Origin of the sequence: Curtobacterium sp. NPDC092190 (assembly GCF_044755625.1) — a bacterium.
Lineage (GTDB): Bacteria > Actinomycetota > Actinomycetes > Actinomycetales > Microbacteriaceae > Curtobacterium.
In genome coordinates this window covers 256,846-280,266 of sequence record NZ_JBIVRJ010000001.1, presented here as the reverse complement: position 1 = coordinate 280,266, position 23,421 = coordinate 256,846, and the positions used below count along the sequence as shown (strand labels likewise).

Here is a 23,421-nt window from a genome sequence, read left to right as displayed (position 1 = left end):
GCGGGCCGAACGCGGAGACCGGTCAGCGGCGGCCGCGCCGGACGACCCATCGGTTCCGGTCGTCGACCCGCTCGTAGCGCAGGTCGTCGACGACCATCTGCACGAGCGCGAGCCCGCGGCCGCCCTCGGCCAGCGCGTCCGGCAGGTGCGCCGCCGACGGGTCGACCAGGACCGGCACACCGTCGTCGGACAGCGAGACCGTGACCTCGTCCGGGCCGACGTCCATCCGGAGCGAGCAGGACACCGGACGACCGCCGGCTCCGTGCTCGATGACGTTCGAGGCGAGCTCGACGAGGGCGAGTTCGAGCGCCATGCGGTCCTCGAGGGACAGCTCGGGCTCGTGGGCCCACACCGAGGACAGGAACGTGTGCACCGCCGTGACGTCGTCGGGCGGGCAGGCGAGGTCGAGGACGTGCTCGCCGGTGGCCACGGTCATGCCCAGTTCGTCACCGCGGCGTCCCCGTCCGGGTACGTCCGCAGGATCTTGTCGATGTTGGAGAGCTTGAGCACCATCTGCACCTGCTCGGAGGGGGCGGCGAGCCGCAGGTCTCCCCCGGCCTGGCGCGCGGTCTTCAGGCAGCCGACCAGGGCGCCCAGTCCGGACGAGTCCATGAACTCGACGCCGGAGAGCTCGACGACCAGACGCGAGCGCCCGCCCTCGACGACCTTCGCCACGGTCTCGCGGAAGGCTCCCGCGCTCACCATGTTGAGTCGTCCGCTGCACTCGAGCACGGCGGTGTCGTCTGTCGCCTCGTGTACGACGATGTCCATGCAGGGGCCTCCTCGGTTCGGTGCGGGTGCACCCTGCAACCTACCGGGTGTGAGCCGTCAGGCGGTACGGCCTCGCCGCGTCGCGAGGACCTGGACGACAACGGCGGCCGCCATGAGCGTCACCATCACGGCGCCCATCGCGGTCGCGGTCCCGCCGAGCGCACCCGCGAGCGGCGTCCCGAGCCCGCCGAGTCCGAAGGTGAGACCGCCCTGCAGTGCGGCCGCGGTTCCCGGGTGGGCAGCGCCGACGTGCTGCGTCCGGGTCATGGCCGCGGGCAGCACGAACCCCCAGGCCCCGGTGACCACCGCGAGCCCGCACCAGACCGGCACGGGTCCCGCTCCGGCGAGGGCAGCGACCAGGACGACCGCGCTGCCGAGGGTCCCCGTGGCGAGCCCCGCGGTCAGCAGGGAGTCCTCGGAGAACCGGCCGACGACGCGGCGGAACACGAGCGTCGTGACGACCATCACCGAGGCGTTCGTCGCGAACACGAGCGTGTAACGCTGCTCCGAGAAGCCGTACTGCTGCTGGAACACGAACGAGCTCGTCGCGATGTAGGCGAAGAAGCCGATCGTCGAGAGCACCCCGGTCAGGACGTAGGCCCGGAAGCGCCCGATCGCGAGCAGGTCCCGGATGCGACGCCCGTTCGCCCGGAAGCCGGTCCCGCCCCGGGCGGCCGGCGGGAGGGTCTCGCCGAAGCGCAGGACGACCGTGACGGCGAACGCCGCCCCGAGCACGGCGAGGACGACGAACATCAGGCGCCAGGACCCGACGGTGAGCACGGCGCCGCCGGCCAGCGGTGCGACGACCGGCCCGACGGCGTTGATCGCGGCCAGGGTGCCGAACACCGTCGCCGCCCGTGGCCCCGAGGTCGTGTCGGAGACCATCGCACGACCGGCGACGGCTCCGGCCGCACCGGCGAGTCCCTGCAGCACGCGGGCGGCCACCAGGGTGCCCGCGTCCGGTGCGAGCGCACAGCCGACGGACGCCAGCGCGAAGCCGGCGGTCCCGACGAGGAGCAGCGGTCGCCGTCCGGTGCCGTCGCTCACGGGCCCGGCGAGGAGCTGGCCGACCGCGAACGCGACGAGGAACGCCGTGAGCGACAGCTGCACGACCTCGGGTGTGGTGTCGAGGTCGCGGGCGATCGTCGGGAGCGCCGGGATGTACATGTCGGTGGCGAAGGGCGAGACGCCGACGATCAGTGCCAGTGGGACGATCGGCGGCAGCCGGGTCGTCGCGGTCGTCGGTCCGGTCCCCGCGCGCTCCGTCGTCACCGACGCCACGCTACGCCCGCGCGGACCGATCCGCGACGGCCGTCGGGCACCACGCTGACCCGTGACGGACGGGGTCGTGGGCGGATCAGCCCGTGTTCTGCAGACCGGCCGCGACCCCGTTGACGGTGAGCAGGAGCAGGCGGTGGTCGCCGTCCGTCGGGTCGGTGCTGCCGGAGGTCCGGATCGCCCGCAGGGCGCGCAGCTGCAGGTGCGACAGCGCGTCGACGTACGGGCTGCGCAGCCGCACGGCACGCGCGAGCACCGGACGGTCCTCGAGCACGTCCGCCCCCCCGGACACCCGCAGCACCCAGTCGCGGGTGCGGAGCATCTCGTCGAGCACCTTGGCGGCCAGGTCGTCGCGGTCGGCGAGCTCGAGGTAGCGGCGGGCGATCTGCTCGTCGGTCTTCGCGAGCGACATCTCGACGTTCTTGATCATCGCGCCGAACAGCGGCCACTCCGCGTACGCGGCGCGCAGGGCATCGACGTCGCCGACGGCCTCGAGCGCGGAGCCGAGGCCGTACCACCCGGCGAGGTTGATGCGTGCCTGCGTCCACGAGAACACCCACGGGATCGCTCGGAGATCCTCGAGCGACTCCACGCTCAGGCCGCGTCGGGCCGGGCGGGAGCCGAGCGGCAGGAGTCCGATCTCCTCCATCGGGGTGACGCGGGCGAACCACGGCGCGAAGCCGTCCGCCTTGACCAGGTCGTAGAACGCGCGGCGCGAGACGTCGTCGAGCTGCTGCGCGAGGTCGGCGAAGCGGGTCGCCGCGACGGCCGTGCGCTCCTCGTTCGACGGCGACGACGCGAACAGCGTTGCCGAGGCCATCTGCTCGAGGTGCCGTGCCGCGATGTCCTGGTCGCCGTACTGGGCGAAGATGACCTCGCCCTGCTCGGTGAGCTTGAGTCGCCCGTCGATCGACCCCGGCGGCTGTGCGAGGACCGCCTCGTTCGCCGGGCCACCACCGCGGCCGAGCGATCCGCCGCGGCCGTGGAACAGCGTCAGCTCGACGTCCTGCTCGCGCGCCCAGTCGGCGATCCGTGCCTGTGCGTCGTAGAGCGCCAGGTTCGCCGAGACCGGGCCGACGTCCTTCGACGAGTCGGAGTAGCCGAGCATGACCTCGAGCCGACGCCCGGTCGCCGCGAGCCGCCGCTGGAAGGGCTCGGTGCGCACGGCCTCGTCGAGGATGTCGACGCTCGCGTGCAGGTCGGCGAAGGTCTCGAACAGCGGGATGACGTCGAGCACCGGGGCCGCGTCACCGCAGGCGGCACGGGCGAGCTCGTGCACGTTCGCCAGGTCGGCGGCCGACTGCGTGAAGGAGACGATGTAGCGGTGCGCGGCACGGACGCCGTAGCGCTGCTGCAGGTCCGCGACGGTGCGGAACACCGCGAGGACCTCCTCCGTGGTCTCGCTCAGCTCGCCGCCGGCCCGGATCTCCGCCAGGGCGTTCCGGTGCACCTGCGAGTGTTGACGGACCTCGAGCTCGGCGAGGTGGAACCCGAAGGTCTCGACCTGCCAGACGAGGTTCTGCAGGTCGCCGTTCGCGGTCCGGACGGCACCGGCGGCGACGAGCGACGCCTGGATCACCCGGAGGTCGGCGAGGAGTTCCTCGGGGTCGCCGTAGGCCAGGCCCTCCTGGCCGCGGCGGGTCGCGCGGATGCGGGCGGCGACGAAGAGCAGTGCTCGACGGTGCGTCTCGTTCGGGGCACGGACGCCGATCCGCTCGGCGATGCCCGGGTCGAGCTGCTCCTGCGCTGCGACGAGGGCCTGCAGTCCGGCGTCCGCGGGGGTCTCGGCGGCGTCGAGCGTCAGTGCCGAACCGATGCGGGTGGCTGCGCGGGAGAGGCCGAGCAGGATGTGCTCGGCGGCGATGTCGGCGGCCTGCTTCGTGACGCCGGCGGTGACGTGCGGGTTGCCGTCGCGGTCGCCGCCGATCCAGGTGCCGAAGCGCACGAAGGCCGGTGCGGTCACCGGGACCCGACCGGCGTCGTCGCCGAGCAGCCGGTCGTCGAGCAGGCGGTAGACCTGCGGCACGATCTCGAACAGGGTCTGGTCGAACACGCTCATCGCCGTGCGGACCTCGTCGAGCGGGGTCGGCCGGGTCGTGCGCAGCGGTGAGGTGCGCAGGAGCGTGGTGATCTCCTCGAGCAGCCGCCGCTCGTTCTCGGCGCGGGCGGTGGCGTTGCGCGAGCGGTCGCGCTCGTCGATGAGGTCGGTGATGCGCCGGACGGCCGTGGTGACCGCGCGACGGCGGGCCTCGGTCGGGTGGGCGGTGAGCACCGGGTGGAACCGCAGGTCGGCCAGGCGCGCGGCGGCCTCGTCGGCACCGACCTGCTCGACGAGCGAGGCGTACGTCGCGGGGAACGAGTCGCCGGGCAGGCCGCCGTCGTCGCCCCGGGCACGGAGGACGCGCACGCGGTGGTGCTCCTCGGCCAGGTTCGTCAGGTGGAAGTACGTCGTGAACGCCTGGGCGACGGCCTCGGCCCGCTCGGCGGACATGCCGGCCACGATCGCCTCGGCACGGGCGGCGCCCTCGGCGTCGGAGCCCTCGTAGGCGTCGATGACGGCGGCACGCAGGCTCTCGACGTCGTGCAGCAGCTCGTCACCCCCGGTCTCCCGCAGCACCCGCCCGAGCAGGATGCCGAGGTACCGGACGTCCGCGCGCAGGTCGCTGTCGACCGCGCCGCTGACGTCGTCCCGTGCGCGCCCGTGGCGCGTCGATCCGTCGATCGCCGTCATGGGTTCCTCTCACGTTGCGCCGGGACCGCGTCCCGGGTCCCCAGCACTGTACCGGCGTACGCGGGCACGTGACGACGACCGTCCGGACGGACCGCGGACCGCCCAGGGCACGGCCCACCAGCGCGCCGACGGACGCGGCGGCGGGCGCAGCGGCGGTCGCGCCGGCGGTCGATCCGCCCCGTCGTGCCCGGAGCCCGATCAGGCGGCGAGCACCGGCACGGTCAGGCGGGGAGCAGCGGCACGGTCCGACCGTCGCCCGCCGTCGGGCGACGCACCGAGGCCACCAGCGCCCGGTCGAGGCCCGCGGCCAGCTCCACCTCGGCGAGCACGGCCTCGCGCTCGGCGTCCGACCACGGGGCCGCGTCGAGCTGGGCCCGGTAGGTGTCCTCGAAGGCGGCGGGGTCGGCCACCTGGTCGAAGATCGTGAAGAGCACGCCGTTCGTGTCGAACCCGAACCGGTCCTCGAGCATCCGGGCCAGGGTGGGGCCGCCCGTCAGGTCCCCGAGGTACCGCGTGTAGTGGTGCGCGACGAACGCCCCGGGCGAGGTCGCCGCGACGGCGCACAGGCGACGGACGTACGCGGTGGTCGCGGCGGTCGGACAGCAGAGCTCGGACCAGTCCGGACCGACGAGGTACTCGAGGTCGGCGCGGATCGCGGGCATCCGGGTGAGCTGCGTCGTGACGAACGGCGCGGCGACCGGGTGGTCCGCCATCCGCTCGGCGGCACGCTCGAGGGCGTCGTACACGACGGCGTACTGGCCGAGCAGGTCGGCGTAGTCGGCGACGTCGCACTCCCCCGCGAGCAGGTCGTGGGCACCGCCGGTCCACACGGCCGGGTCCGCAGCGGTGCGGGAGCGCCGGCGCAGGAGCTCGGAGAACGGCGTCACGGTCGGACTCATGAGGTGAGGCTAACCTCAGTAGCTGGCAAGGTCGAGCACCGGAAGAGGAATCCCAGGATGAGTCCCAAGCGCACCCAGCACGTCTTCGTCGTCGACCGCACGGAGCACCTGTCCCCGCACATGGTGCGCGTCCACCTCGGTGGTCCGGCCTTCCGGGACTTCGTCGACGGGGCCGACCCGGACCGCCTCGCCGCCACGGACAAGTACGTCAAGCTCCTGCTCGCGCCGCCGTCGAGCGGCCTGACCCCGCCGTACGACCTCGAGGCGCTGCGCGAGACCCTGCCGAAGCACCAGCGGCCGGCGCGCCGCACCTACACGGTCCGGTCCGTCGACCACGCCGCAGGGACCATCGCCATCGACTTCGTGCTGCACGACGACCACGGGCAAGACGCCCACCGGCACGACGCCCACCGGCACGACGACCACCGGCCCGAGGACGGGCACGGCGACCGGGGCCTCGCCGGCCCGTGGGCCGCCGCAGCTCAGCCCGGTGACCTGCTCGCCCTGTCCGGACCCGGCGGCGGGTACGCACCGTCGACGGACCCGACCGTCACCCACGTGCTCCTCGGCGACGACAGCGCGATGCCCGCGATCGGCGCGGCCCTCGCCGCGATGCCCGACGACGCCCGCGGCATCGCGCTCGTCGAGGTCGGCGGCGCAGCCGACGAGCAGCCGCTCGAGCACCCGGACGGGGTCGACCTGCGGTGGCTGCACCGCGACGCCACCGGCGCCGAGCCGGGCACGCTGCTGGTGGCCGCCGCTCGGGCGCTGCCCCGTGCCTCCCGACCGGTGCAGGTCTTCGCGCACGGCGAGCGGACCGCGGTGAAGGCGCTCCGCCGCGTGCTGCAGGACGAGTGGGGCCTCGAGAAGGCGGAGATGTCCCTGTCCGCGTACTGGGCGCTCGGGCGGGCCGAGGACCGGTTCCAGGAGGAGAAGCGCGAGCCGGTCGGCGTGATCTTCGCGGACTGAGCGACCCCGGTCCGTGCGTCGGCCGGGAGGCCCGGCGCGCGTCGGTGGCGCACGCTAGCGTCCGCCGGGTGGTCACCCCTCCTGCCGTCCCCGCCTGCTGCGTCCCCGGTTGCGACGCGCCGTCCGCGGACGGCTTCGGCGCCGTCCTGCCGCTCTGCGGCGGACACGTGACCCTGGTCGCCGAGGTCGCGGCGGAGCACGTCGGAACGGAGGACGCGCTGCCGGGCCCGTGCCCGGTCTGCGGGTCACGCGTGGGCGTGCGCTGGCCGAGCGCCGTGCTGTGCGGGACGTGCGAGTGGCGGTGGGGCGACGTGCCGGACGGTGAACTGCCACCGCCGCGCGTCGACGTCGTCTACTACCTGCGGCAGCGCGACGACTTCGGCGACCGGGTGAAGATCGGTACGACCGCGAACCCGCGGCGACGGCTCGCAGCGGTGCCGCACCAGGAGCTCCTGGCGTTCGAACGCGGCGACCGGTCCGTCGAGCGACGACGGCACACGGCCTTCGCGGACGACCGGTTCCCGGGGACGGAGTGGTTCCGGACCACGCCCGCACTGCTCGAGCACGTCGCGCGGGTCGCCGCGGGCGTGGACGACCCGTGGGCGCTGCACGCCCGGTGGACGAGCGAGGCACTGGCGCTGCGCGGCTGAGGCCGGCTCCCGGTCCCTGCACGGCAGGGACCGGCTCCCGTTCCCTGCGCGGACGTGTGCCGTGCGCGACGCGGGTCGTGGAGGTGCCGCGCGGAGATGCCGCGCAGCACCTCGGGTCAGGCCGCTGCAGCCGTCGCGCGCTGCCGGTCGGCTGCTGGGTCGTCCCGCAGGAACCGGTCGGCGGTGCGCAGGGACAGCGCCATGATCGTGAGCGCGGGGTTCGCGATGACGGCACTCGGGAACACCGAGTTGTCACACACCCACAGGTTCGGCACGTCCCACGACCGACCCGCCGGGTCGACGACGGACGACCCGGCGTCGGAACCCATGCGCGCCGTGCCGATCGTGTGGGCGGTGCGCTCGAGCACCCGGACGTCGGTCCCGCCGGCAGCCTCGACGATGGCGGTCATCGTGCGGACGGCGTGGGCGCGGATCGCGTCCTCGTTCGAACCCGGCGAGAACGTCACGCGGGCCCGGGGCACGCCGTGCTCGTCGAGGTCGTCGGAGAGCACGAGCCGGTTGTCGTCGTACGGCAGGCACTCGGCGTTGATGCCGACGCCGGCCGTCCGCGGGTAGTCGCGCATCGCCTTGACGAGCTCGGCACCGCGCAGCCCGCCGCCACGGACCAGCGTGGTCGCGAAGGTCAACGGCTGGACGCCGAGGCTCTGGATCAGGTAGCCGCCGGCGAAGTCCGCGTCGGTCGGCCGGACGAAGTCCTCGGTGATGATCGACGACGGGTACCCGCGGTACGAGCGCATCGACTCGTCGAAGGTCGCCCACACCTGGGTGGCCCCGTGCGCCGTGAAGTTGCGGCCGACCTGGCCGCTGCTGTTGGCCAGCCCGGTGTGCAGGAGCAGGCGCGGCGTCTCCACCCCGCCCGCGGCGAGCACGAGCGACCGGCACCGCTGGCGGCGCTCACGGCCGTCGCGCGTGTAGAGCACGGCGCACACCCTGCCGTCGGCGTCGAGCTCGATGCCGTGCACGAACGACTCCGGACGGATCTCCGCGCCGAAGGCGACGGCGGCGGGTAGGTAGGTCGTGTCCATCGACACCTTCGCCCCGTTGCGGCAGCCCTGGTGGCACGACCCGCAGGACACGCACGCCTGACGCAGCCCGTGGTGCTCCTGCATCCGGTCCTCGGTGGTCAGGGCGACCGGTGCGTCCGTCGCGGTGATGCCGAGCGCCGCGGTGCCACGCATCATCATGTCCGACGAGGCGTTCCGCGCGGGCGGACCCATCCGGTACCGGCGGTCCGGGTCCCACGGGTAGTGCGCGGGGCCGGCGACGCCGACCTCGTGCTCGACGCGCTCGATGTACGCGGTGAGCTCGGCGTGGTCGATCGGCCAGTCCTCGCCCTGCCCGCTCTCGGTGCGGAGACGGAGGTCGTGCGTGCTCGGGCGCGGGGTGAAGGCGCCCCAGTGCAGGGTGGAGCCGCCGACGCCGGTCCCGCTGTTGTTCGGACCGAAGGCGGTCGGAGCGGCACCACCGCTGATGCGTTCGTCCATCCAGTTGATGTCCGCCGGTGCCTCGACCTCGTCGGGCGTGTGGTCGCCGGGCTCGGTGTTCCGACCGGCCTCGAAGGCGACGACGCTCAGGCCCTCGCGAGCGAGGCGAGCGGTCAGCGGGGCGCCGCCGGCACCCGTCCCGACGACGACGACGTCGACGACCTCGTCGTCCTGGTGGTGGCGCTGTGCGTCGAGTCTCATCGTCCTGCTCCCTCGGGTTCCCACGCTTCCCGCTGCCCGGCTCCGAGCAGCTGGAAGCCCTGCTTCCGGACGCCGTCGCCACCGTTGGCGAAGCCGTCGTAGTCGATCTCGGACATCGTGGCGGGGTGGGCGAGCCACTGCTTCACGAGGTCCACGCTGGCGTCCTCGAACCAGACCCGCAGCTGTTCCGCCCCGAGCGGGCCGTCCGACCGGTACCGGCCGGCGGCGACGTCCTCGAGCACCGCGGGCAGGTCGTCGGAACCGACCGTCGCGAGCACGTCCAGCGCGCCGCGGTAGGCGTCGGCGTCCTCCGGCATCCCGTCGGGGCGCCATCCGTCGCCCTGCCCGGCGGCGAGCTGACGGTCGACACGGAGCGCGACGTCCACCTCTCCCGGCCCTGCCTGCGGGACGACGATCCGAGCCACCGCCCGGAGCACGTCGAGCTGCTGCGGGGACAGGGCGTCCGGCGTCGCGGCGGGGTCGTCGGGCAGCGCACGCACCGCGAGCACGCCCCGGGTCCGAGCACTCACCCGCGGCGAGGCGATCACCCGGGCCTGGTCGGCGGGGACGACCGGTCCGTGGGCGACACGCCGATCCCAGAAGCTGCGCACGAGCGCGGCGACCTCCTGCGGGCGCTCCCACGGCAGCAGGTGCGCGGCGCCCGGTACCTCGTGCAGCTCGGCGGCGGGCCAGTGCGGCATCGTGAGGCGACGCTGCGCCCCGGCCGCCAGGTCGCCGTCCTCGGCGCCGGCGAGCACGAGCGCCGGGACGGGGTTCGGCTCGGCCGTGGTCGACCAGTCCTCCCGACTACCGCGGAGCAGCCAGTCGCGCCAGGCGCGCGGGTCGGTGCGGCGCACGTCCTGCACGGCCTGCTCGTGCCGGTCCGGGGGCAGCACGTCGGCGGTGTTCGCGTCGACGAACTCCGCCGCGTGGTCCGGCTCGATCGGCCCGTCCGCGGCCCACGAGAGCATCGCGTCGCGGCGGTCCTCGTCCATCGGCTCGGGAGCGAGGGGCGAGGCGGCGAGGAGGACGACGGCGCGGAGTCCGAACAGGCCGTTCGCGCCCGAGACCGTGCGGTCGGCGACGACCGTCGCGACCTTGCCGCCCATCGAGTGACCCACGATCGCCCACTCGGTGGCGCCGCTCGCCCCGATCGCCCGCTCGACGAGCACGGCCATCTCCTCGACGGTCGTGCCACCGGAGGCGGGGCTCCGCCCGAAGCCCGGCAGGTCGATGCCGACGAGGTCGAGGGTGCCGGCGAGCTCGGAGCGGAGGAGGGCGAACTCCTCCGAGCTCGAGCCCAGCGCGTGCAGGCAGAAGGCGGTCGCTGTCATCCTTCGTTCCTACCGTCCGGATCGCGCGGGACCCAGGCTCCTGTACCCCTGCGACGTACCCCGGCGGGCGGTGTCAGGAGGACGTGCGCGGTTCGTAGACCGAGAGGAGCATCGCGGCACCCAGGCGAGCCACCCGTGCGGGCTGCGCCGACCGCTGCACCGCGGACTCCACCCGGGCCCCCTCGACGAGCAACGAGAGCGCCTGCGCCACGTGCGACGGCACGCCGGCACGCGCGCAGAGCTGCGTCAGGTGCGCCTCGACGTCGGCGAAGTGCGCTCGCGCGAGCTCGGCGATCGCCGGGTCGGTGCGCCCGAGTTCCGCGTGCCCGTTGATGAACGCACAGCCGCGCCAGCCCTCGTCGGCGAAGCACTGCTCCAGGTACCCGAACACCCCGAGGACCTCGTCCCGCGGGTCGTCGGCGTCCCGAGCGATGCCGTCCAGTGCCCGTCGCCACGCGCCGTGCCAGCGCTGGAGCACGGCGACGACGAGCTCCCGCTTCGACGGGTACGCGGCAGTGAGCTCGTCGCGCGTGAGTCCGGCCTCGTCCGCGACGTCGTCGAGCGTCACCGGGGTGACGCCGTGCCGTGTGAACAGGGTGTCCGCCGCGGTCGACGCCCGGCGTTGTGCCGGGGACTCACGGACGGTGGGGGTCAGGGTGAGGAGGGTCATGTGCCTTCTGCAGGGTCGGGACCGCGGGTGGCGCGAGCCTACTGGCCCGACACGCGAGCGGCGTCGAGGGCCTCGGCGAGCAGGGCCCGCATGTCGATCGGCTGCGTCGGTGCGTCGGCGGCGGCCGACCGTCGTACCGGCAGCACGGTGTCGGCGACCGAGTGGTCCGCCCCGGGCAGCGCGCGGGTCCCGCGGGAGAGCCGCGATCCGCGGATGCCGAGTTCGTTGCGCGGGATGCTCATGCGGACAGTCCCAGCAGGATCGCTGCGGACGCGGCGACGGTCACCGAGAGCAGACCGGTCGACACCGCGGCGATCTGGAGGCCACGCTGTCGGCGGGCCTCCACCACCTCGGCGAACCGCGGGGTCGTGCGACCGATCCCGGCGGCGCGGGCGGTCGTGGGTCCGGTGTCCAGGTCGGTGGCGATGATGGTCACGGTCGTCGTCCTCGGGTCTCCGGGGGGCCGGCCGATCCGGCACCCGTCCACCGAAGACGCTAGGAGACCGCGGCGTCGGGCGGACGCCGACCGGGCGACGACGACGAAAGACGGACGTCCGGCAGTCCTCGTCCGACGATCTCCGGACATCCCTGCTGCGCGGACGATGTCGTCCACCCCCCGGACCGGGGACACCGGTGTCCGGACAGCGCCGCGTCCGGCGGACAGAATGCACGGGACCCATGAACCCGATCACGCCGCCACGCATCGACGTCGAGACGCAGAGCTCCGACCTCGACGAAGCCCGCGACTTCCTCGCGACCGCGTACGCGGGGAACGAGTGGAGCGCCGACGCGACCGGACAGCCGTTCGCGTTCCGCTACTCGGCGGTGGGGGACGCCGCGATGTCGCTGCGGTCGATCCGCTTCGACGGCCACCTCGAGGGCGTCATGACGCCGTCCGACGACTTCGTGGTGCAGTGGACGACCCGCGGCACCGCTGCGATCGGGTCGGGAGACGCGCAGATCGTGATGGAGCCCGGTCGACCGCAGCTCTGGCCGCAGCAGGGCGCCGCGTTCTCGTACGACGACTACGACCAGCGCATCGTCCAGGTCAACCGGAGCGCCCTCGAGGAGGTCGCCGGTGAACGCGGGACCGCGCCCGGGCAGCTCGTGCTCGACCACACCGTCCGACCGGACGAGCGGGCGATGCGCGTCTGGCGGAGCAGCGTCCAGCTCATCTCGCACACCGTCCTCGACCGCCGTGCCTCCCCGCTGCTGCAGGCCGAGATGGGTCGACTCGGGGCGCTGGCACTGCTGGAGCTCTACCCGGTCGTCAGCGCGTCGCTGCCGGACGAGCTGCTGCTCCCCCGCAACGCGCACGTCCGACGAGCCGTCGAGTACGTGCACGAGCACGCGCACCTGCCGATCACGAGCACCGACCTGGCCCGGGTCGCGTCACTCAGCCTCCGCGCCCTGCAGACGGCGTTCCAGCGGACCTTCGAGCTCTCGCCGAACGCGTACATCCGACAGGTCCGGCTCGACCGCGTGCGCGAGGCGCTGCTCGCCGGCGACCCGGCGACGACGAACATCGCCGAGGTCGCGCGCGAGTGGGGGTTCGCCCACGCGGGCCGCTTCTCCGCGACCTACCAGCAGCGCCACGGCGAGTACCCGCGCCAGACCCTGCGCCGATCCGGCCGTCAGCGCGCGTAGGCGTCGACGAACAGCGCTCCGCGGAGGTCCCGCAGGGTGTCGACGAGCCGCTCGATCGTGCGCCCGGAGATGCCGGACACCTCGAGGTCGTACGGACCGAGCGCCGGCAGGCGGCCGGTCCGGATCCGCACGACCTCCCACCCCACGGCGCGGACGGCACGGTCCTTCCGCCGGTCGGTCTCCTGCCGGGGTCCGACGTGCTCGAGCCCGTGTCGGCCCGTGCTGTCGTACTCGATCGCGACGCGCAGCTCCGGGAGCACGATGTCCGGCCAGGCCTCGACGTGGTCGAAGAACGGGCGGTCGAGCCGGATGGCCGTGTGGTCGAACGTGAAGGCGAACCGGTCGCGCAGCGCCTGCCGCAGGTCGGCCTCCACCGCCGACGCCGGCACGGGGGCGCACACGCTCGTGAAGGAGTCGCCCGACGGGACCCTCGGGGTCTTCGGGCAGATCGACCGCGGGACCGGCTGCGACGACCGTGTACCGCTCGCCCGTGTCGAGCGTGCGCCCGACCGTCCCGCAGCACGGGCCCCCGATCGGGACGACGCCACCGCACCGGTCGGTACCCGGCCCACGCCGGGGACCGGGCCTCGCCCCGGAGCCGACGGGAGCGTCCGGCGGCCGCTGACCCGCTCCGCCCGCTGCGGCGGCGGGACCGCTGCCGGCCAGTCCTCGGGGAGCACCGGCCACCGCTGCGGTGCCGCCTGCAGGTGGCACTCGGGGCACCAGACGGACCGTCGGCGCTCCCGCCCGGGTCGCGACCGCTGCTCGGCAGGCGTTGCGACGAAGACGTGACCGACGTCGCACTCCCACGTCAGCAGCACCTCGGCCGCGGGCGGCACCTGCGTGAGCACCACGCCGTGGTTCCACTCCGGGTGGTACTGCCCCACGAGCACCGGGTACGACGCCCACGCCGAGCGGAACTCGCCGACGGCGTACGGTACGGCGGTGCCCCGCGACCACTGTCGCCGTCGCCACCACGCGTCCACCGGTTCGACCACGCCGTCACCGTAGGGAGCACCTCCGACACCGCGACTGCCGAGCCGTCGGGCGCCCGGGCCTGGTCAGCCGTCGAGCGCGTTCCGGACGTACCCGACGACCGCGTTCGCGTGCCCGTGGCCGAACCCGTGCTCGTCCTTCAGCCAGGCCACCACCTCCGCGTGCCGGTGCCCGTCCAGCTGCTCGGCGACCAGGTCGAGCCAGTCCTGCACGGGGCGCCCGTAGGTCCGCTCGATGCTCGGGAAGTACGAGGCGGGGCCCTTCGGCTTCGACCCGTCCTCCGGCGGCTCCGGAGCGGTCACGCGGCGTGTCGTCATGGCCGCCAGGGTAGCCGTGGTCGCAGGACGTGCGGACGCCGGTGCCGCCGCCGTGGCCTCAGCGGAACCCGTCGTCCCGCCGGCTGCGGTGCAGGGTGTCGCTCGGGTGCTCGCCGAAGCGGTCGGCGTACGCGGCGGCGAACCGACCGAGGTGCGGCCACTGCCACCGGCGCGCGACGTCGGCCACCAGGAGGTCCCCGCCGGACGTCTCGAGCTCCCGTCGGGCACCGTCGAGCCGCTCCGCCCGGAGCCTGGCCATCGGCGACTCCCCGAACCGACGGTGCATCGCGTTCTGCAGTCCCCGCTCGCTGATCCCGACGGCGTCCGCGATGTCCCGGAGCGTGACCGGCTGGTCGGCGTGCGCGCGGATCCACTCCGCTGCGCGCGCGGCGGAGCCACGGCCGGTCGGCGCGACGGCCGGCAGGACCGGGAAGGCCGCCACGACGGCGTCGGCGATCTCCGCGTTGATCGTCTGTCGGACGGCGTCGGCGAGCGCGGCGTCCATGACCGGTCCACCGTGCGCACGGATCACGGCGCGCAGGGCCCGCCGCGCGGACTCGTCCGGGGACTCCGGCGCGAGGACCACCGGCCCGGTCGGCAGGTGTCCCCTGCGCACGAGCGCGCGACGGAGCACGCGGTCCGACAGGTGGACCATCGTGATCGTGCGGACGTCCGCCGTGAAGGCGTAGCGACGCGAGGCGGTGAGCAGGACCGGTGCACCCGGCTGCACGGCGAGCGGGTCGCCGCCGTCGAGGTCCTCGATGGTCGCACTGCCGTCCCCGATCCAGAAGACGATGTGCTCGTCGCGCGGCTGCATGACGCCGGCCCGCGTGCCCTGGACCTCGGCCCGGCGGACCGAGACCTCGGCGTCGCCCGCGCCGAGGTAGCGGAAGGTGTCGAGCGCGCTGTCGATCCCGCCGGCGGTCCCGTAGATCTCGTCGAGTTCGTCACCCCGGTGCTCGCTGACGGCCTCCACCCGGAAGCGTCGGAACGTGGGGTGTTCCGTCCCTCGTGCCTGCCCAGTCACGATCGCATGGTCTCAGGACCGGCGGCCGGTGTGCGCTTCCCGGACAGCGTGTCCCGGTGTCGGAGTCGCCGTCCGTGCACCTCCGGACGGCCGAGGGCGGACGGCGGACGGCGGACGGCGGACGGCGAAGCGTGCGGACGGGTCACCACCGGATGCGGGCGAACTCCTCGCGCAGTCGCCGCGCGCGACCGGGGTGCACCTGCTCGACCCAGCCGATCCGGCCGAGCAGGTGCGCGCGGAGGTCGGGGTGCCCGGCGCGGTCCTGCGACGCCGGGCCGTGGACGACGCAGTTGTGCAGGACGGCGTGCAGCCGGTCGACCTCACGGCGACCGGGCGACGGCCGCTCGTTGACGACGACCCCCGTGACCGACTGCCGGCTCCCCCGCCTCCGGACCCGGCTCTTGCGGGGGTTGAGCCGGTACCCCTGCTCGGTCACGATCCGCTCGACGCCGCGCAGGAAGGCTTCGGGTCGGGCGGCCAACCGGTGGTCGCCGCTGAAGGTCAGGTCGTCGGCGTAACGGGTGTACCGGGCACCGGTCGCTCCCGCCCAGCCGGCGAGGCGGGCGTCGAGGTGCCGCAGCGCCGTGTTGGCGAGGGCCGGCGACGAGGGCGCGCCCTGTGGCAGGTGGGCGACGGCGAGGGCCTCGCGCAGCGCGGCGCGTTCCTCGGGGCTCCCGCCGGCCGGCATCGCGGTGAGGACGTGGGGCGGGACCCGGTGGGTGCAGAGCCCGGTCAGGACGTGCGCGAGCGGTTCCGCGTAGCCGGCGGACCGGAACACGCCGTAGACCGTCGGGGCGGTGACGCTGGCGAAGAACGTGGTCAGGTCGGCGCTGAGCACGACCTGCTGCCCGGTGTGCACCGCGGCGCCGGTGACGACGCTCCGTCCCGCCACGAACCCGTGGGCGGCGTCGTGCACCGGGAGCCGGACCAGCAGTCCGTCCAGGACGGTGCGCTGCGTCCGGCGGAGCAGGTCCATCGGCTTCTCGAGCAGGCGCGGTACCCGCCCGGGCCGGACCACCCACTCGTGCCGGACGTGGTGGAGCGGACTGCCCGCCGGGGCGTGCCGGTTCCACGCCCGGGTGTCGGCGAGCCAGAGCAGCCGACCGACGGTGACGTCGAGCGCCCGGGCGAGCTCCGGGAGCGTGTCGACGAGCAGCGGGCTGTCGGTCGCGGGTCGTGCGCGGACGGCGGTGACCGGACGGGCGAGCACGCGGACCGGACGCCGCGCCTCGCGGGAGCGGTGCAGGGCGGCGAGCCGGGGTGCCGCGGCGAGCACCCGGGCGAGCTGGCGGGGTGCGTCGACGGGCGGTCGCGGGTAGGCGTCGAGCGCCGCCCCGACGGCTCGTCCCACGTAGGCGCGGTCGACGCCGACCACGGCGTAGCCGGCGGCGGTCAGGTCGTCGACGGCCCACGAGTCGGCGGTGAGGAAGGCGTCGGCGAGCGCCGTCGCCACGACCTCGAGGGGCGTGGGGTTCCCGGAGGACCCGTCGGTGCCTCCGTGCGGCGTCGCGCGCGGAGCGCGCCGTCCCGCTCGGGGCGTGTCGTCCTGCTGGTCCTGCGTGCCCCGGGGTGACCCCGGAGAGGTCGACGCGTCGCGCGCGTCGGCCGCCTCCCCCGGGAACTCCACGCGATCACCCTACGGCGAGCGACCGACGGACGGGAGGCGCGCGGCCGGACCGCCACGCGCCTCCCGTCCGGTTCCGGTCGTGCTAGCGACGTGGGCGGCCGAGCAGGACCGTGCCGACCACCGCGGCGATGCCCGCCCAGACGAGCGGACGCGTCACGCGGCGGCGTTTCGCCACCCAGCCGCCGTCGGTGGCGTTGTGGGCGTCGGCGGGCTCGTACAGGTTACCGTCGCTCGGCACGCCCTTGCCCCGGAGCGCGAACGTCTCCACCATCGGCTTGGTGATCTTGTGGAACAGTCCCGGGAACACGTACTGCAGCGGCACGAGCGACGCCTGGATCCGCCCGACGAAGCGGTAGCGCTTCGGGTGCAGCGCGGCGCGGACGACGGCCCGACCGGCGCGCTCGACCGACACCGTGGGCGGCAGGGGGTGCGAGGTCTTGCCGGTGTAGTTCGCCCCGTTCTGGTAGATCGGGGTGTCGATCGTCGAGGGGAGCAGGGCGGTGAACCGGATCCCGGTGCCCGCGTACTCGTCGCCGAGGACGTCGACCAGACCGAGTGCGGCGTGCTTGCTCGTCACGTACGCCGACTGGTACGGCGCGGAGAGCAGCGACTGGATCGACCCGACGAGCACGTACGTCCCCGTGCCGCGCTGCTTCCAGTGCGGCAGCAGCGCGGAGATCGCGTGGAGGTGCCCGTACAGGTTCGTGTCGACGACGCGCTTGAACGCCTTCGTCGGGGTCTGCTCGAAGAGCCCGTAGACGAAGAGCGCCGCGTTGCCGACGAAGACGTCGATCTGGCCGAACCGTGCGGTGGTGGTGGCGACGAGGTCGCGCACGGCGTGCTCGTCGGCGACGTCGGTCGGGATCGCGACCGCCTCGGCGCCGAGTGACCGGCACTCGGCCGCGGCGGCCTCGAGGCTGTCGTGGCTGCGAGCGGCGAGCACGAGGGTGGCCCCCTGTCGGGCGAACTCGTGCGCCGCGGCCCTCCCGATGCCGCTCGATGCTCCGGTGACGACGACGATCTTCCCGCGGAACCGTTTGGTCATGACCTCGTTGCTACCCGCGACCGGCTGCGACGACGCCCAGGCCGGGTGCGGTCGCCCCACGGCTTCCCGGACGTGCCCGGGGGTGCGACGATGGGCGCATGCCGAAGGACGAGCTGACGGTCGAGGAGGCGACGGCGATCGCCGAGCACGCCCGGTCCGGGGCGCTCCCGCTCGAGGACCCCGAGGTCCGCCGCGTCGTCGAGCAGGCGAACCGGACGCTGGTCCGGGCGCAGATGTGGGGCGAGGACCGCAGCCCGAGACTGCGCCGGCGTCGGCGGTGGCTCGCCGCGGGCGCGCTGGTGATGGTCCTCGTCTGGGTCGCCGGGCTGTTCGTCCCCCTCGCCTTCCGTCTCGGCCTCTGAGACCGGCGGTCGACCGTCGCGCGAGCGCAGGCGCGACGACCGATCGTCGTGTGAGCCGCGTCGCGTGAGCGCGGCTCAACACGCCCGGCCCTCGGAGTGGGGTTGCCCGGAACACCCCGTCCGGGTTGACTCGACCGCGTGACGAGCACCGCGGACCGCCCCTCGTCGACGCCGACGTGGACGATCAGCGTGCGCGACGACACCGGTCCGATCGTGCTCGGCGGCCTCCGGACGTCGTGGGCTCCGCTCGCGAAGCAGACGGTCATCGCCGCGCTGATCGTCGGGGCTGCCGTGGGGAGCACCTTCTCCCCGTGGCTCGAGGTCACCGACGCCCCGCTGATGTGGAGCGGGGTCGCGATCGCCCTGCTCGGCCTGGTCTTCGCCGCCGTCGCCGTGCGCTCGTCCGCGGCGATGCGGGTCGAGCTGCTCGTCCCCGCGATCGACTTCGTCGCGGTCGGCTTCCTGCGCTACGGCACCGGCGACGCCGCCTCGGTCTTCACCGCGATCGTGGTGCTGCCCGTGGTGTGGGTCGCCGCGAACCCCGGGCGACGGCACGTGGTGTGGCCGGTGCTCGGCACGACCGGCACGCTGCTGCTGTCCTACGCGATCTCCCCGACCGAACCGCGGCCGAGCGAGCTCGTGCGGCTGTTCATCGTCGTGTTCGTGTTCGGGGCGACGGCTGCCGTGACGAACGAGCTCGCGCGGCAGGCCGGCCTCCAGCTCGCCGCGGTGCAGCGCCGGCGTCGGGTGGCCGAGGGCGAGATCGACCGCGCGGCCCTCGTGCAGCAGTCGCTCCTGCCGACGACCGCCGCGGGGCTGCCCGGGGAGCTCCGCGCGGTGGGCGTGTGCATCCCCGCACGGACGGTCGGAGGCGACTTCTACGACTGGTTCCCCACCCCCGGCGGCGCCGCCTTCACCCTCGGCGACGTGATGGGCAAGGGCGTCGGCGCCGGCATGATCGCCGCCGCCGTGCGCTCGCTCATCCGCAGCACCGTCGACGAGTCCGACCCCGCGGTCGCCGTCCGCCGCGCCGCGACCGGGCTCGCGACCGGGACGTCCGACCTGACCAGCGGACAGTTCACGACGTGCTTCCACGTGCGGGTCGACCGTGACGGGCACGCCCGGTGGGTGGACGCCGGGCACGGGCTGACGGTGCTGCGGAGCGTCGACGGCACCGTCCGCCCGCTGCGGTCGGCGCACCTGCCGATCGGTGTCGGCACGAGCTGGACCGCCGAGGACACCGTCCTCGAGCCCGGCGACGTCATCGTGGCCGTGAGCGACGGCGTGCTCGACCTGTTCGGCGGCGACCTCGACTCGCTCGACCGCTTCGAGGCGTGGGTGGCGGAGCGGGACCACCCGCAGCAGGTCGTCGACGGCATCGCCGAGCTCGCGCACGCCGACGAGCACCCCGACGACGTCACCGTGCTGTGCGTCGGCTACGTGCCCTGAGCGGACCGACCCCTCGTCGCGACCGCGGTCCGGCGCGCGTGTCCCTCGAAGTGTGGACTGGTCACCGGACCGATCACGGGGGATGATCGTGCGTCCCGTCCACCGACGGGCACGAGGACAGGGATCCCCCGGATGCTGCACGACCACACGCCGACCGACGCCGCCCACACCGTCGACCGACGCCGCTTCCTGGCGCTCGGGCTGGGCAGCGCCGCAGCCACGACGGCCGCCGTCGGAGCGGCACTGACGCCGGACGACCACGCCGCGGCGGCCACCACGACGTCGTCCGGAGGGGTGCTCCTCGCCGCTGACGAGTTCGACGGCGCCGCCGGCAGCGCCCCGAACCCGGGGATCTGGCGGTTCGACACGGGCGCCGGCGGGTGGGGGAACGCCGAGCTGCAGACCTACACCGACTCGCGACGGAACAGCGCGCTGGACGGCGCGGGCAACCTCGTCATCACCGCACGACGCGAGGCCGACGGCACGTACACCTCCGCGCGGCTGAAGACCGAGGGCACCTTCACCGCGCAGTACGGCCGGATCGAGGCACGCATCCGGATCCCGCGCGGGCAGGGGATCTGGCCCGCGTTCTGGATGCTCGGCGCGGACATCGGGCAGGTCGGATGGCCGGCCTGCGGCGAGATCGACGTGATGGAGAACGTCGGGTACGAGCCCGGTGTCGTGCACGGCACCATGCACGGACCCGGCTACTCGGGAGCGCAGGGGCTGTCGGCCGCTGCGACCCTGCCGAACGGTGCGGCCTGGGCGGACGCCTACCACGTCTTCGGGGTCGATTGGCGCCCGGGATCGGTCACGTGGATCGTCGACGGCGTCGCGCAGCGCACGGTCACCCGGGCCGACGTGGGGACGTCGCCGTGGGTCTTCGACAAGCCGTTCTTCGTGCTGCTCAACGTCGCCGTGGGCGGCACCTGGCCCGGGTCGCCGGACGCGACCACGCGGTTCCCGCAGCAGATGCTCGTCGACTGGGTGCGGGTCTGGCAGCAGGCCTGACGGCCGCCGAGCGGGGCGTGCCGAGCCCGCCACGCTCCTCCCGTCCGTCCAGTGCTCAGCGCCTCGCGCGTGCCAGCAACCAGAGGTACGTCGCGTGGCCGACCAGCGCCAGGCCGAAGAAGACCGCGGCGACCGCGTAGACGCGGTCGAGCTTGCCCTGGCCGATGACGAGCATCACGACGCAGAACACCACGGCCGCGGCGAGGACGCCGACCTGGATCGTCGACCAGATGCGGCGGAAGCGGGGCATGCCGGAGTCGTCCACGGCCCCATTCTGCCCGACCGGCGCGACGGTCCCGGGTCGCCGCGGCCTACTTCTCCGGGTCGTGGCCCCAGTTCATGAGCGAGTACCGCCACTTCGAGTCGTGGGAGTCGCCCTTCGGCTCCTGCTTCGAGTGCCGCGCCACGTAGCCGACGACCTTCCGCATGTGGGCGTAGTCGTCGTCGGTGTAGTCGCCCTGCTTCTTCTCGAGGATGCGGACGATGTGCCGCCCGCTCTCGTGACCGGTGGACTCGCCGCCGCCGTCGGACTTCTGTCCGACCTCCTTCGACTCGTCCGTGTCGAGCCACTCCTTCAGCTCCGACGCGGTCATGTTCACCGCGTCGGCGAAGTCGTCGCGCGTCTGCTTCTCGTCGTGCTGGTCGTCGCTCATGGCGGCCAGCGAACGCGCCGGGCCTGGGTGTCCACGCAGCGCTGCGTGTCCCCCGTTCCGGTGCGCTGATCGGACGCCGCTCCGCATCCGTCCAGCACTGGTCGGGTTGTGTGTCCCCCGAACACCCCACGACAGGAAGCGAGAGCAACATGCGCGCAGTGGTCTGGCACGGCATCGGGGACATCCGCCTCGACGAGGTCCCGGAGCCCACCATCCAGCACCCGGAGGATGCGATCGTCCGGATCACCCGCAGTGCGATCTGCGGCACGGACCTGCACTTCGTCCGCGGCACCATGGCACCGATGGAGGAGGGCACCATCCTCGGGCACGAGGCCGTCGGCGTCGTCACCCAGGTCGGTGACGCCGTCCGCGGGTTCAGCGCCGGGGACCGCGTCGTCATCAACTCGACGATCTCGTGCGGCGCATGCCGGTACTGCCGGATGGGCAAGACCGCGCAGTGCGACGTCGCGAACCCGAACGGCCCGCAGGCCGGCACGAGCTTCTTCGGCGGCCCGCAGTCGACCGGGCCGGTGAACGGTCTGCAGGCGGAGTACGTGCGCGTGCCGTACGCCCGCAACACGATGCACCCGCTGCCCGAGAACGTGAGTGACGAGCAGGCGATCCTGCTCTCCGACATCTTCCCGACCGGCTGGTTCGGCGCCGAGCTCGCCGGGGTCACCCGCGGCGACGTCGTGGTCGTGTTCGGCGCCGGCATCGTCGGCCAGTTCGCCGCCGCCTCCGCCTACAAGCTCGGCGCAGCCCGCGTGATCGTCGTCGACGGCGAGGAGACCCGGCTCGCCGCGGCGCTCGCGCAGCACTGCGAGGTCGTCGACTACAACCGCGAGGACCCGGTGCAGGCGATCATGGACCTGACGAACGGCATCGGCGCGGACGCCGTGATCGACGCCGTCGGCGTCGACGCGGAGCGCCCGAAGCAGGGCCCCGCAGCAGTGTCCGACGAACAGGCCCAGCAGTTCGACGCCGAGGTGCAGCAGGTCGCGCCCGACGCCTCGCCGGACGGCTTCGGCGAGCAGCAGCAGTGGAAGCCCGGTGACGGCCCGTCGCAGGTCGCACAGTGGGCGGTCGCGTCGGTCGCGAAGTACGGCCGCATCGGCATCATCGGCGTCTACGGTCCGACCGCACAGTCGTACCCGATCGGCGAGGCGATGAACAAGAACCTGACGATCCGGATGGGTAACTGCGACCACCACTCGGTCACCCCGCCGCTCATCGACCTGGTGGCATCGGGGCAGTTCGACCCGACCGCGCTGATCACCGAGCACGAACCCATCGGCGACGCGATCGCCGCGTACGAGGCCTTCGACCGCCGCGAGCCCGGCTGGGTCAAGGTCGAACTGGAGGCGACACGATGACCACCGCACCGAGCGACCAGTACGCCTTCGGCGACCCGCGCAGCCGCTACCCCGACGTCTCTCCGGAGCCGCAGACCCAGGACGAGCCAGGCCTGCAGTCGCAGATGACCCCCGTCCCCGACCTCGGCGAGTCCAGCTACCGGGGCACGGGGCGCCTCGAGGGCCGGAAGGCCCTCATCACCGGAGCCGACTCGGGCATCGGCGCCGCCGTGGCGATCGCCTTCGCGCGCGAGGGGGCCGACGTCGTCCTGGCCTACCTGCCCGAGGAGCAGTCCGACGCCGACCACGTGATCGAGCAGATCGAGGCGGCCGGGCGGAAGGCGGTCGCGGTCCCCGGTGACCTGCGCGACAAGGCCTACGCGGGGCAGCTCGTCGAGCGCGCCGTCGCCGAGCTCGGGGGCATCGACGCGCTGGTCAGCGTCGCCGGCAAGCAGCGGTGGCAGCCCGACCTGCTCGACATCACCGACGACCAGTTCGAGGCGACGTTCGACGTCAACGTGTTCGGGCTCTTCCGCCTGGTGAAGGCAGCCCTGCCGCATCTGCAGCCGGGGTCGACGGTCACGACGACCGCGTCCATGGAGGCCTACCAGCCCGCGCCCGACCGCCTCGACTACGCGGCGTCGAAGGGCGCGATCAACAACTTCTCCAAGGGGTTGTCGCAGCTGCTCGTCGAGCGCGGCATCCGGGTCAACATCGTCGCCCCGGGTCCGACCTGGACCGTCCTGCAGCCGAGCGGCGGCGTCGACCCGGAGTCGCTGCCCGAGTTCGGCAGCAGCGAGTCGCCGATGGGCCGCGCGGCCCAGCCCGCCGAGCTCGCGCCGGCGTACGTGTTCCTCGCGTCGCAGGAGTCGAGCTTCGTGGCCGGCGAGACCCTCAACGTCAACGGGGGCATGGTCACGCCCTGAC

At 73.8% G+C, this 23,421-nt stretch carries 25 protein-coding genes; 8 read left to right on the top strand and 17 right to left on the bottom strand.

Translation table 11 applies throughout. From position 1 onward, the window contains the following. Positions 1 to 22: 22 nt before the first annotated feature. The 5 genes from ACIQFY_RS01325 to ACIQFY_RS01305 all read right to left on the bottom strand — a co-directional run bounded on the left by ACIQFY_RS01325 (position 23) and on the right by ACIQFY_RS01305 (position 5,679). Positions 23 to 436 (bottom strand): ATP-binding protein, encoded by a 414-nt coding sequence (locus ACIQFY_RS01325; protein WP_066654013.1) that lies wholly within the window; start codon positions 434 to 436, stop codon positions 23 to 25. Further along, positions 433 to 771, bottom strand: a complete 339-nt coding sequence (locus tag ACIQFY_RS01320; RefSeq protein ID WP_066654011.1) for an STAS domain-containing protein — start codon at positions 769 to 771, stop codon at positions 433 to 435. Before ACIQFY_RS01320 ends, ACIQFY_RS01325 begins: the two co-directional genes overlap by 4 nt. Before the next feature lie 57 nt (positions 772 to 828). Further along, positions 829 to 2,043, bottom strand: coding sequence for a multidrug effflux MFS transporter (locus ACIQFY_RS01315; protein ID WP_400337964.1), 1,215 nt, complete (start codon positions 2,041 to 2,043; stop codon positions 829 to 831). Between the two features lie 85 nt (positions 2,044 to 2,128). After that, positions 2,129 to 4,780 (bottom strand): phosphoenolpyruvate carboxylase, encoded by a 2,652-nt coding sequence (locus ACIQFY_RS01310; protein WP_400337963.1) that lies wholly within the window; start codon positions 4,778 to 4,780, stop codon positions 2,129 to 2,131. A 221-nt stretch (positions 4,781 to 5,001) separates the two neighbouring features. Further along, positions 5,002 to 5,679, bottom strand: coding sequence for a heme oxygenase (biliverdin-producing) (locus ACIQFY_RS01305; RefSeq protein ID WP_066654006.1), 678 nt, complete (start codon positions 5,677 to 5,679; stop codon positions 5,002 to 5,004). A 57-nt stretch (positions 5,680 to 5,736) separates the two neighbouring features. Between ACIQFY_RS01305 and ACIQFY_RS01300 the strand changes: the two genes are divergently transcribed. Together ACIQFY_RS01300 and ACIQFY_RS01295 are read left to right on the top strand one after the other, a co-directional pair. Beyond that, positions 5,737 to 6,648 carry a siderophore-interacting protein gene (locus ACIQFY_RS01300; protein ID WP_400337961.1) on the top strand — a complete coding sequence of 304 codons (912 nt, stop codon included), beginning with the start codon at positions 5,737 to 5,739 and terminating at the stop codon, positions 6,646 to 6,648. Between the two features lie 68 nt (positions 6,649 to 6,716). Further along, the gene (locus tag ACIQFY_RS01295; RefSeq protein WP_400337959.1) at positions 6,717 to 7,298 is read left to right on the top strand and encodes a GIY-YIG nuclease family protein; all 582 of its coding nucleotides are present in this window, start codon (positions 6,717 to 6,719) and stop codon (positions 7,296 to 7,298) included. A gap of 116 nt (positions 7,299 to 7,414) precedes the next feature. On the opposite strand, the gene ACIQFY_RS01290 is transcribed toward ACIQFY_RS01295, so the two are convergent. From ACIQFY_RS01290 to ACIQFY_RS01270, 5 genes are all read right to left on the bottom strand, one after another. Then, a complete protein-coding gene (locus tag ACIQFY_RS01290) occupies positions 7,415 to 9,004 on the bottom strand; it encodes a GMC family oxidoreductase (protein WP_400337957.1) in 1,590 nt (529 codons plus the stop codon). After that, positions 9,001 to 10,338: an alpha/beta fold hydrolase gene (locus ACIQFY_RS01285; RefSeq protein WP_400337955.1), complete on the bottom strand. Its 1,338-nt coding sequence runs from the start codon at positions 10,336 to 10,338 to the stop codon at positions 9,001 to 9,003. The genes ACIQFY_RS01290 and ACIQFY_RS01285 overlap by 4 nt, the downstream gene beginning before the upstream one ends. 73 nt (positions 10,339 to 10,411) lie before the next feature. After that, entirely contained in the window at positions 10,412 to 11,008 is a 597-nt protein-coding gene (locus ACIQFY_RS01280; RefSeq protein ID WP_400337953.1) for a TetR/AcrR family transcriptional regulator, read from the bottom strand. A 38-nt stretch (positions 11,009 to 11,046) separates the two neighbouring features. Then, the gene (locus ACIQFY_RS01275) at positions 11,047 to 11,250 is read right to left on the bottom strand and encodes a hypothetical protein (RefSeq protein ID WP_066653993.1); all 204 of its coding nucleotides are present in this window, start codon (positions 11,248 to 11,250) and stop codon (positions 11,047 to 11,049) included. Further along, a complete protein-coding gene (locus ACIQFY_RS01270; protein ID WP_066653991.1) occupies positions 11,247 to 11,444 on the bottom strand; it encodes a hypothetical protein in 198 nt (65 codons plus the stop codon). The genes ACIQFY_RS01275 and ACIQFY_RS01270 overlap by 4 nt, the downstream gene beginning before the upstream one ends. A gap of 242 nt (positions 11,445 to 11,686) precedes the next feature. Between ACIQFY_RS01270 and ACIQFY_RS01265 the strand changes: the two genes are divergently transcribed. Next, the gene (locus ACIQFY_RS01265; RefSeq protein ID WP_400337951.1) at positions 11,687 to 12,655 is read left to right on the top strand and encodes an AraC family transcriptional regulator; all 969 of its coding nucleotides are present in this window, start codon (positions 11,687 to 11,689) and stop codon (positions 12,653 to 12,655) included. Here ACIQFY_RS01265 and ACIQFY_RS01260 read toward each other — a convergent pair. The 5 genes from ACIQFY_RS01260 to ACIQFY_RS01240 form a co-directional block, all read right to left on the bottom strand. Further along, positions 12,643 to 13,653 carry a hypothetical protein gene (locus tag ACIQFY_RS01260; protein ID WP_400337949.1) on the bottom strand — a complete coding sequence of 337 codons (1,011 nt, stop codon included), beginning with the start codon at positions 13,651 to 13,653 and terminating at the stop codon, positions 12,643 to 12,645. The two genes, ACIQFY_RS01265 and ACIQFY_RS01260, sit on opposite strands and share 13 nt — an antisense overlap. 63 nt (positions 13,654 to 13,716) lie before the next feature. Then, positions 13,717 to 13,968, bottom strand: a complete 252-nt coding sequence (locus tag ACIQFY_RS01255; protein ID WP_066653985.1) for a DUF4287 domain-containing protein — start codon at positions 13,966 to 13,968, stop codon at positions 13,717 to 13,719. A gap of 58 nt (positions 13,969 to 14,026) precedes the next feature. Beyond that, positions 14,027 to 14,995: a helix-turn-helix transcriptional regulator gene (locus ACIQFY_RS01250; protein WP_400337947.1), complete on the bottom strand. Its 969-nt coding sequence runs from the start codon at positions 14,993 to 14,995 to the stop codon at positions 14,027 to 14,029. A gap of 142 nt (positions 14,996 to 15,137) precedes the next feature. After that, positions 15,138 to 16,622 carry a reverse transcriptase domain-containing protein gene (locus ACIQFY_RS01245; RefSeq protein ID WP_400337945.1) on the bottom strand — a complete coding sequence of 495 codons (1,485 nt, stop codon included), beginning with the start codon at positions 16,620 to 16,622 and terminating at the stop codon, positions 15,138 to 15,140. Between the two features lie 82 nt (positions 16,623 to 16,704). Then, complete coding sequence (locus ACIQFY_RS01240) at positions 16,705 to 17,667, bottom strand: SDR family NAD(P)-dependent oxidoreductase (RefSeq protein ID WP_400337943.1); 963 nt, start codon at positions 17,665 to 17,667, stop codon at positions 16,705 to 16,707. A 98-nt stretch (positions 17,668 to 17,765) separates the two neighbouring features. Between ACIQFY_RS01240 and ACIQFY_RS01235 the strand changes: the two genes are divergently transcribed. The 3 genes from ACIQFY_RS01235 to ACIQFY_RS01225 all read left to right on the top strand — a co-directional run bounded on the left by ACIQFY_RS01235 (position 17,766) and on the right by ACIQFY_RS01225 (position 20,489). After that, positions 17,766 to 18,029: a hypothetical protein gene (locus ACIQFY_RS01235; protein ID WP_400337941.1), complete on the top strand. Its 264-nt coding sequence runs from the start codon at positions 17,766 to 17,768 to the stop codon at positions 18,027 to 18,029. 138 nt (positions 18,030 to 18,167) lie between these two features. Continuing rightward, positions 18,168 to 19,478: a PP2C family protein-serine/threonine phosphatase gene (locus tag ACIQFY_RS01230; RefSeq protein ID WP_400337939.1), complete on the top strand. Its 1,311-nt coding sequence runs from the start codon at positions 18,168 to 18,170 to the stop codon at positions 19,476 to 19,478. Between the two features lie 132 nt (positions 19,479 to 19,610). After that, positions 19,611 to 20,489, top strand: coding sequence for a family 16 glycosylhydrolase (locus ACIQFY_RS01225; protein WP_400337937.1), 879 nt, complete (start codon positions 19,611 to 19,613; stop codon positions 20,487 to 20,489). A gap of 55 nt (positions 20,490 to 20,544) precedes the next feature. Here the strand turns inward: ACIQFY_RS01225 and ACIQFY_RS01220 are convergent, their stop codons facing one another. Together ACIQFY_RS01220 and ACIQFY_RS01215 are read right to left on the bottom strand one after the other, a co-directional pair. After that, positions 20,545 to 20,754, bottom strand: coding sequence for a hypothetical protein (locus ACIQFY_RS01220; protein ID WP_058729470.1), 210 nt, complete (start codon positions 20,752 to 20,754; stop codon positions 20,545 to 20,547). Between the two features lie 46 nt (positions 20,755 to 20,800). Continuing rightward, positions 20,801 to 21,142 carry a DUF3140 domain-containing protein gene (locus ACIQFY_RS01215; protein ID WP_400337934.1) on the bottom strand — a complete coding sequence of 114 codons (342 nt, stop codon included), beginning with the start codon at positions 21,140 to 21,142 and terminating at the stop codon, positions 20,801 to 20,803. Between the two features lie 149 nt (positions 21,143 to 21,291). Here ACIQFY_RS01215 and ACIQFY_RS01210 point away from each other — a divergent pair, with 149 nt between their 5' ends. After that, entirely contained in the window at positions 21,292 to 22,515 is a 1,224-nt protein-coding gene (locus ACIQFY_RS01210; protein ID WP_209682923.1) for a zinc-dependent alcohol dehydrogenase, read from the top strand. Next, the gene (locus ACIQFY_RS01205; RefSeq protein ID WP_066653970.1) at positions 22,512 to 23,420 is read left to right on the top strand and encodes an SDR family oxidoreductase; all 909 of its coding nucleotides are present in this window, start codon (positions 22,512 to 22,514) and stop codon (positions 23,418 to 23,420) included. Before ACIQFY_RS01210 ends, ACIQFY_RS01205 begins: the two co-directional genes overlap by 4 nt. Position 23,421: the final 1 nt, after the last annotated feature.

Coding starts and splice junctions, on each gene's coding strand:
- ACIQFY_RS01325 (WP_066654013.1), bottom strand. CDS start 436: ATGACCGTGGCCACCGGCGAGCACGTCCTCGACCTCGCCTGCCCGCCC.
- ACIQFY_RS01320 (WP_066654011.1), bottom strand. CDS start 771: ATGGACATCGTCGTACACGAGGCGACAGACGACACCGCCGTGCTCGAG.
- ACIQFY_RS01310 (WP_400337963.1), bottom strand. CDS start 4,780: ATGACGGCGATCGACGGATCGACGCGCCACGGGCGCGCACGGGACGAC.
- ACIQFY_RS01305 (WP_066654006.1), bottom strand. CDS start 5,679: ATGAGTCCGACCGTGACGCCGTTCTCCGAGCTCCTGCGCCGGCGCTCC.
- ACIQFY_RS01300 (WP_400337961.1), top strand. CDS start 5,737: ATGAGTCCCAAGCGCACCCAGCACGTCTTCGTCGTCGACCGCACGGAG.
- ACIQFY_RS01290 (WP_400337957.1), bottom strand. CDS start 9,004: ATGAGACTCGACGCACAGCGCCACCACCAGGACGACGAGGTCGTCGAC.
- ACIQFY_RS01285 (WP_400337955.1), bottom strand. CDS start 10,338: ATGACAGCGACCGCCTTCTGCCTGCACGCGCTGGGCTCGAGCTCGGAG.
- ACIQFY_RS01280 (WP_400337953.1), bottom strand. CDS start 11,008: ATGACCCTCCTCACCCTGACCCCCACCGTCCGTGAGTCCCCGGCACAA.
- ACIQFY_RS01275 (WP_066653993.1), bottom strand. CDS start 11,250: ATGAGCATCCCGCGCAACGAACTCGGCATCCGCGGATCGCGGCTCTCC.
- ACIQFY_RS01265 (WP_400337951.1), top strand. CDS start 11,687: ATGAACCCGATCACGCCGCCACGCATCGACGTCGAGACGCAGAGCTCC.
- ACIQFY_RS01255 (WP_066653985.1), bottom strand. CDS start 13,968: ATGACGACACGCCGCGTGACCGCTCCGGAGCCGCCGGAGGACGGGTCG.
- ACIQFY_RS01240 (WP_400337943.1), bottom strand. CDS start 17,667: ATGACCAAACGGTTCCGCGGGAAGATCGTCGTCGTCACCGGAGCATCG.
- ACIQFY_RS01235 (WP_400337941.1), top strand. CDS start 17,766: ATGCCGAAGGACGAGCTGACGGTCGAGGAGGCGACGGCGATCGCCGAG.
- ACIQFY_RS01225 (WP_400337937.1), top strand. CDS start 19,611: ATGCTGCACGACCACACGCCGACCGACGCCGCCCACACCGTCGACCGA.
- ACIQFY_RS01215 (WP_400337934.1), bottom strand. CDS start 21,142: ATGAGCGACGACCAGCACGACGAGAAGCAGACGCGCGACGACTTCGCC.
- ACIQFY_RS01210 (WP_209682923.1), top strand. CDS start 21,292: ATGCGCGCAGTGGTCTGGCACGGCATCGGGGACATCCGCCTCGACGAG.
- ACIQFY_RS01205 (WP_066653970.1), top strand. CDS start 22,512: ATGACCACCGCACCGAGCGACCAGTACGCCTTCGGCGACCCGCGCAGC.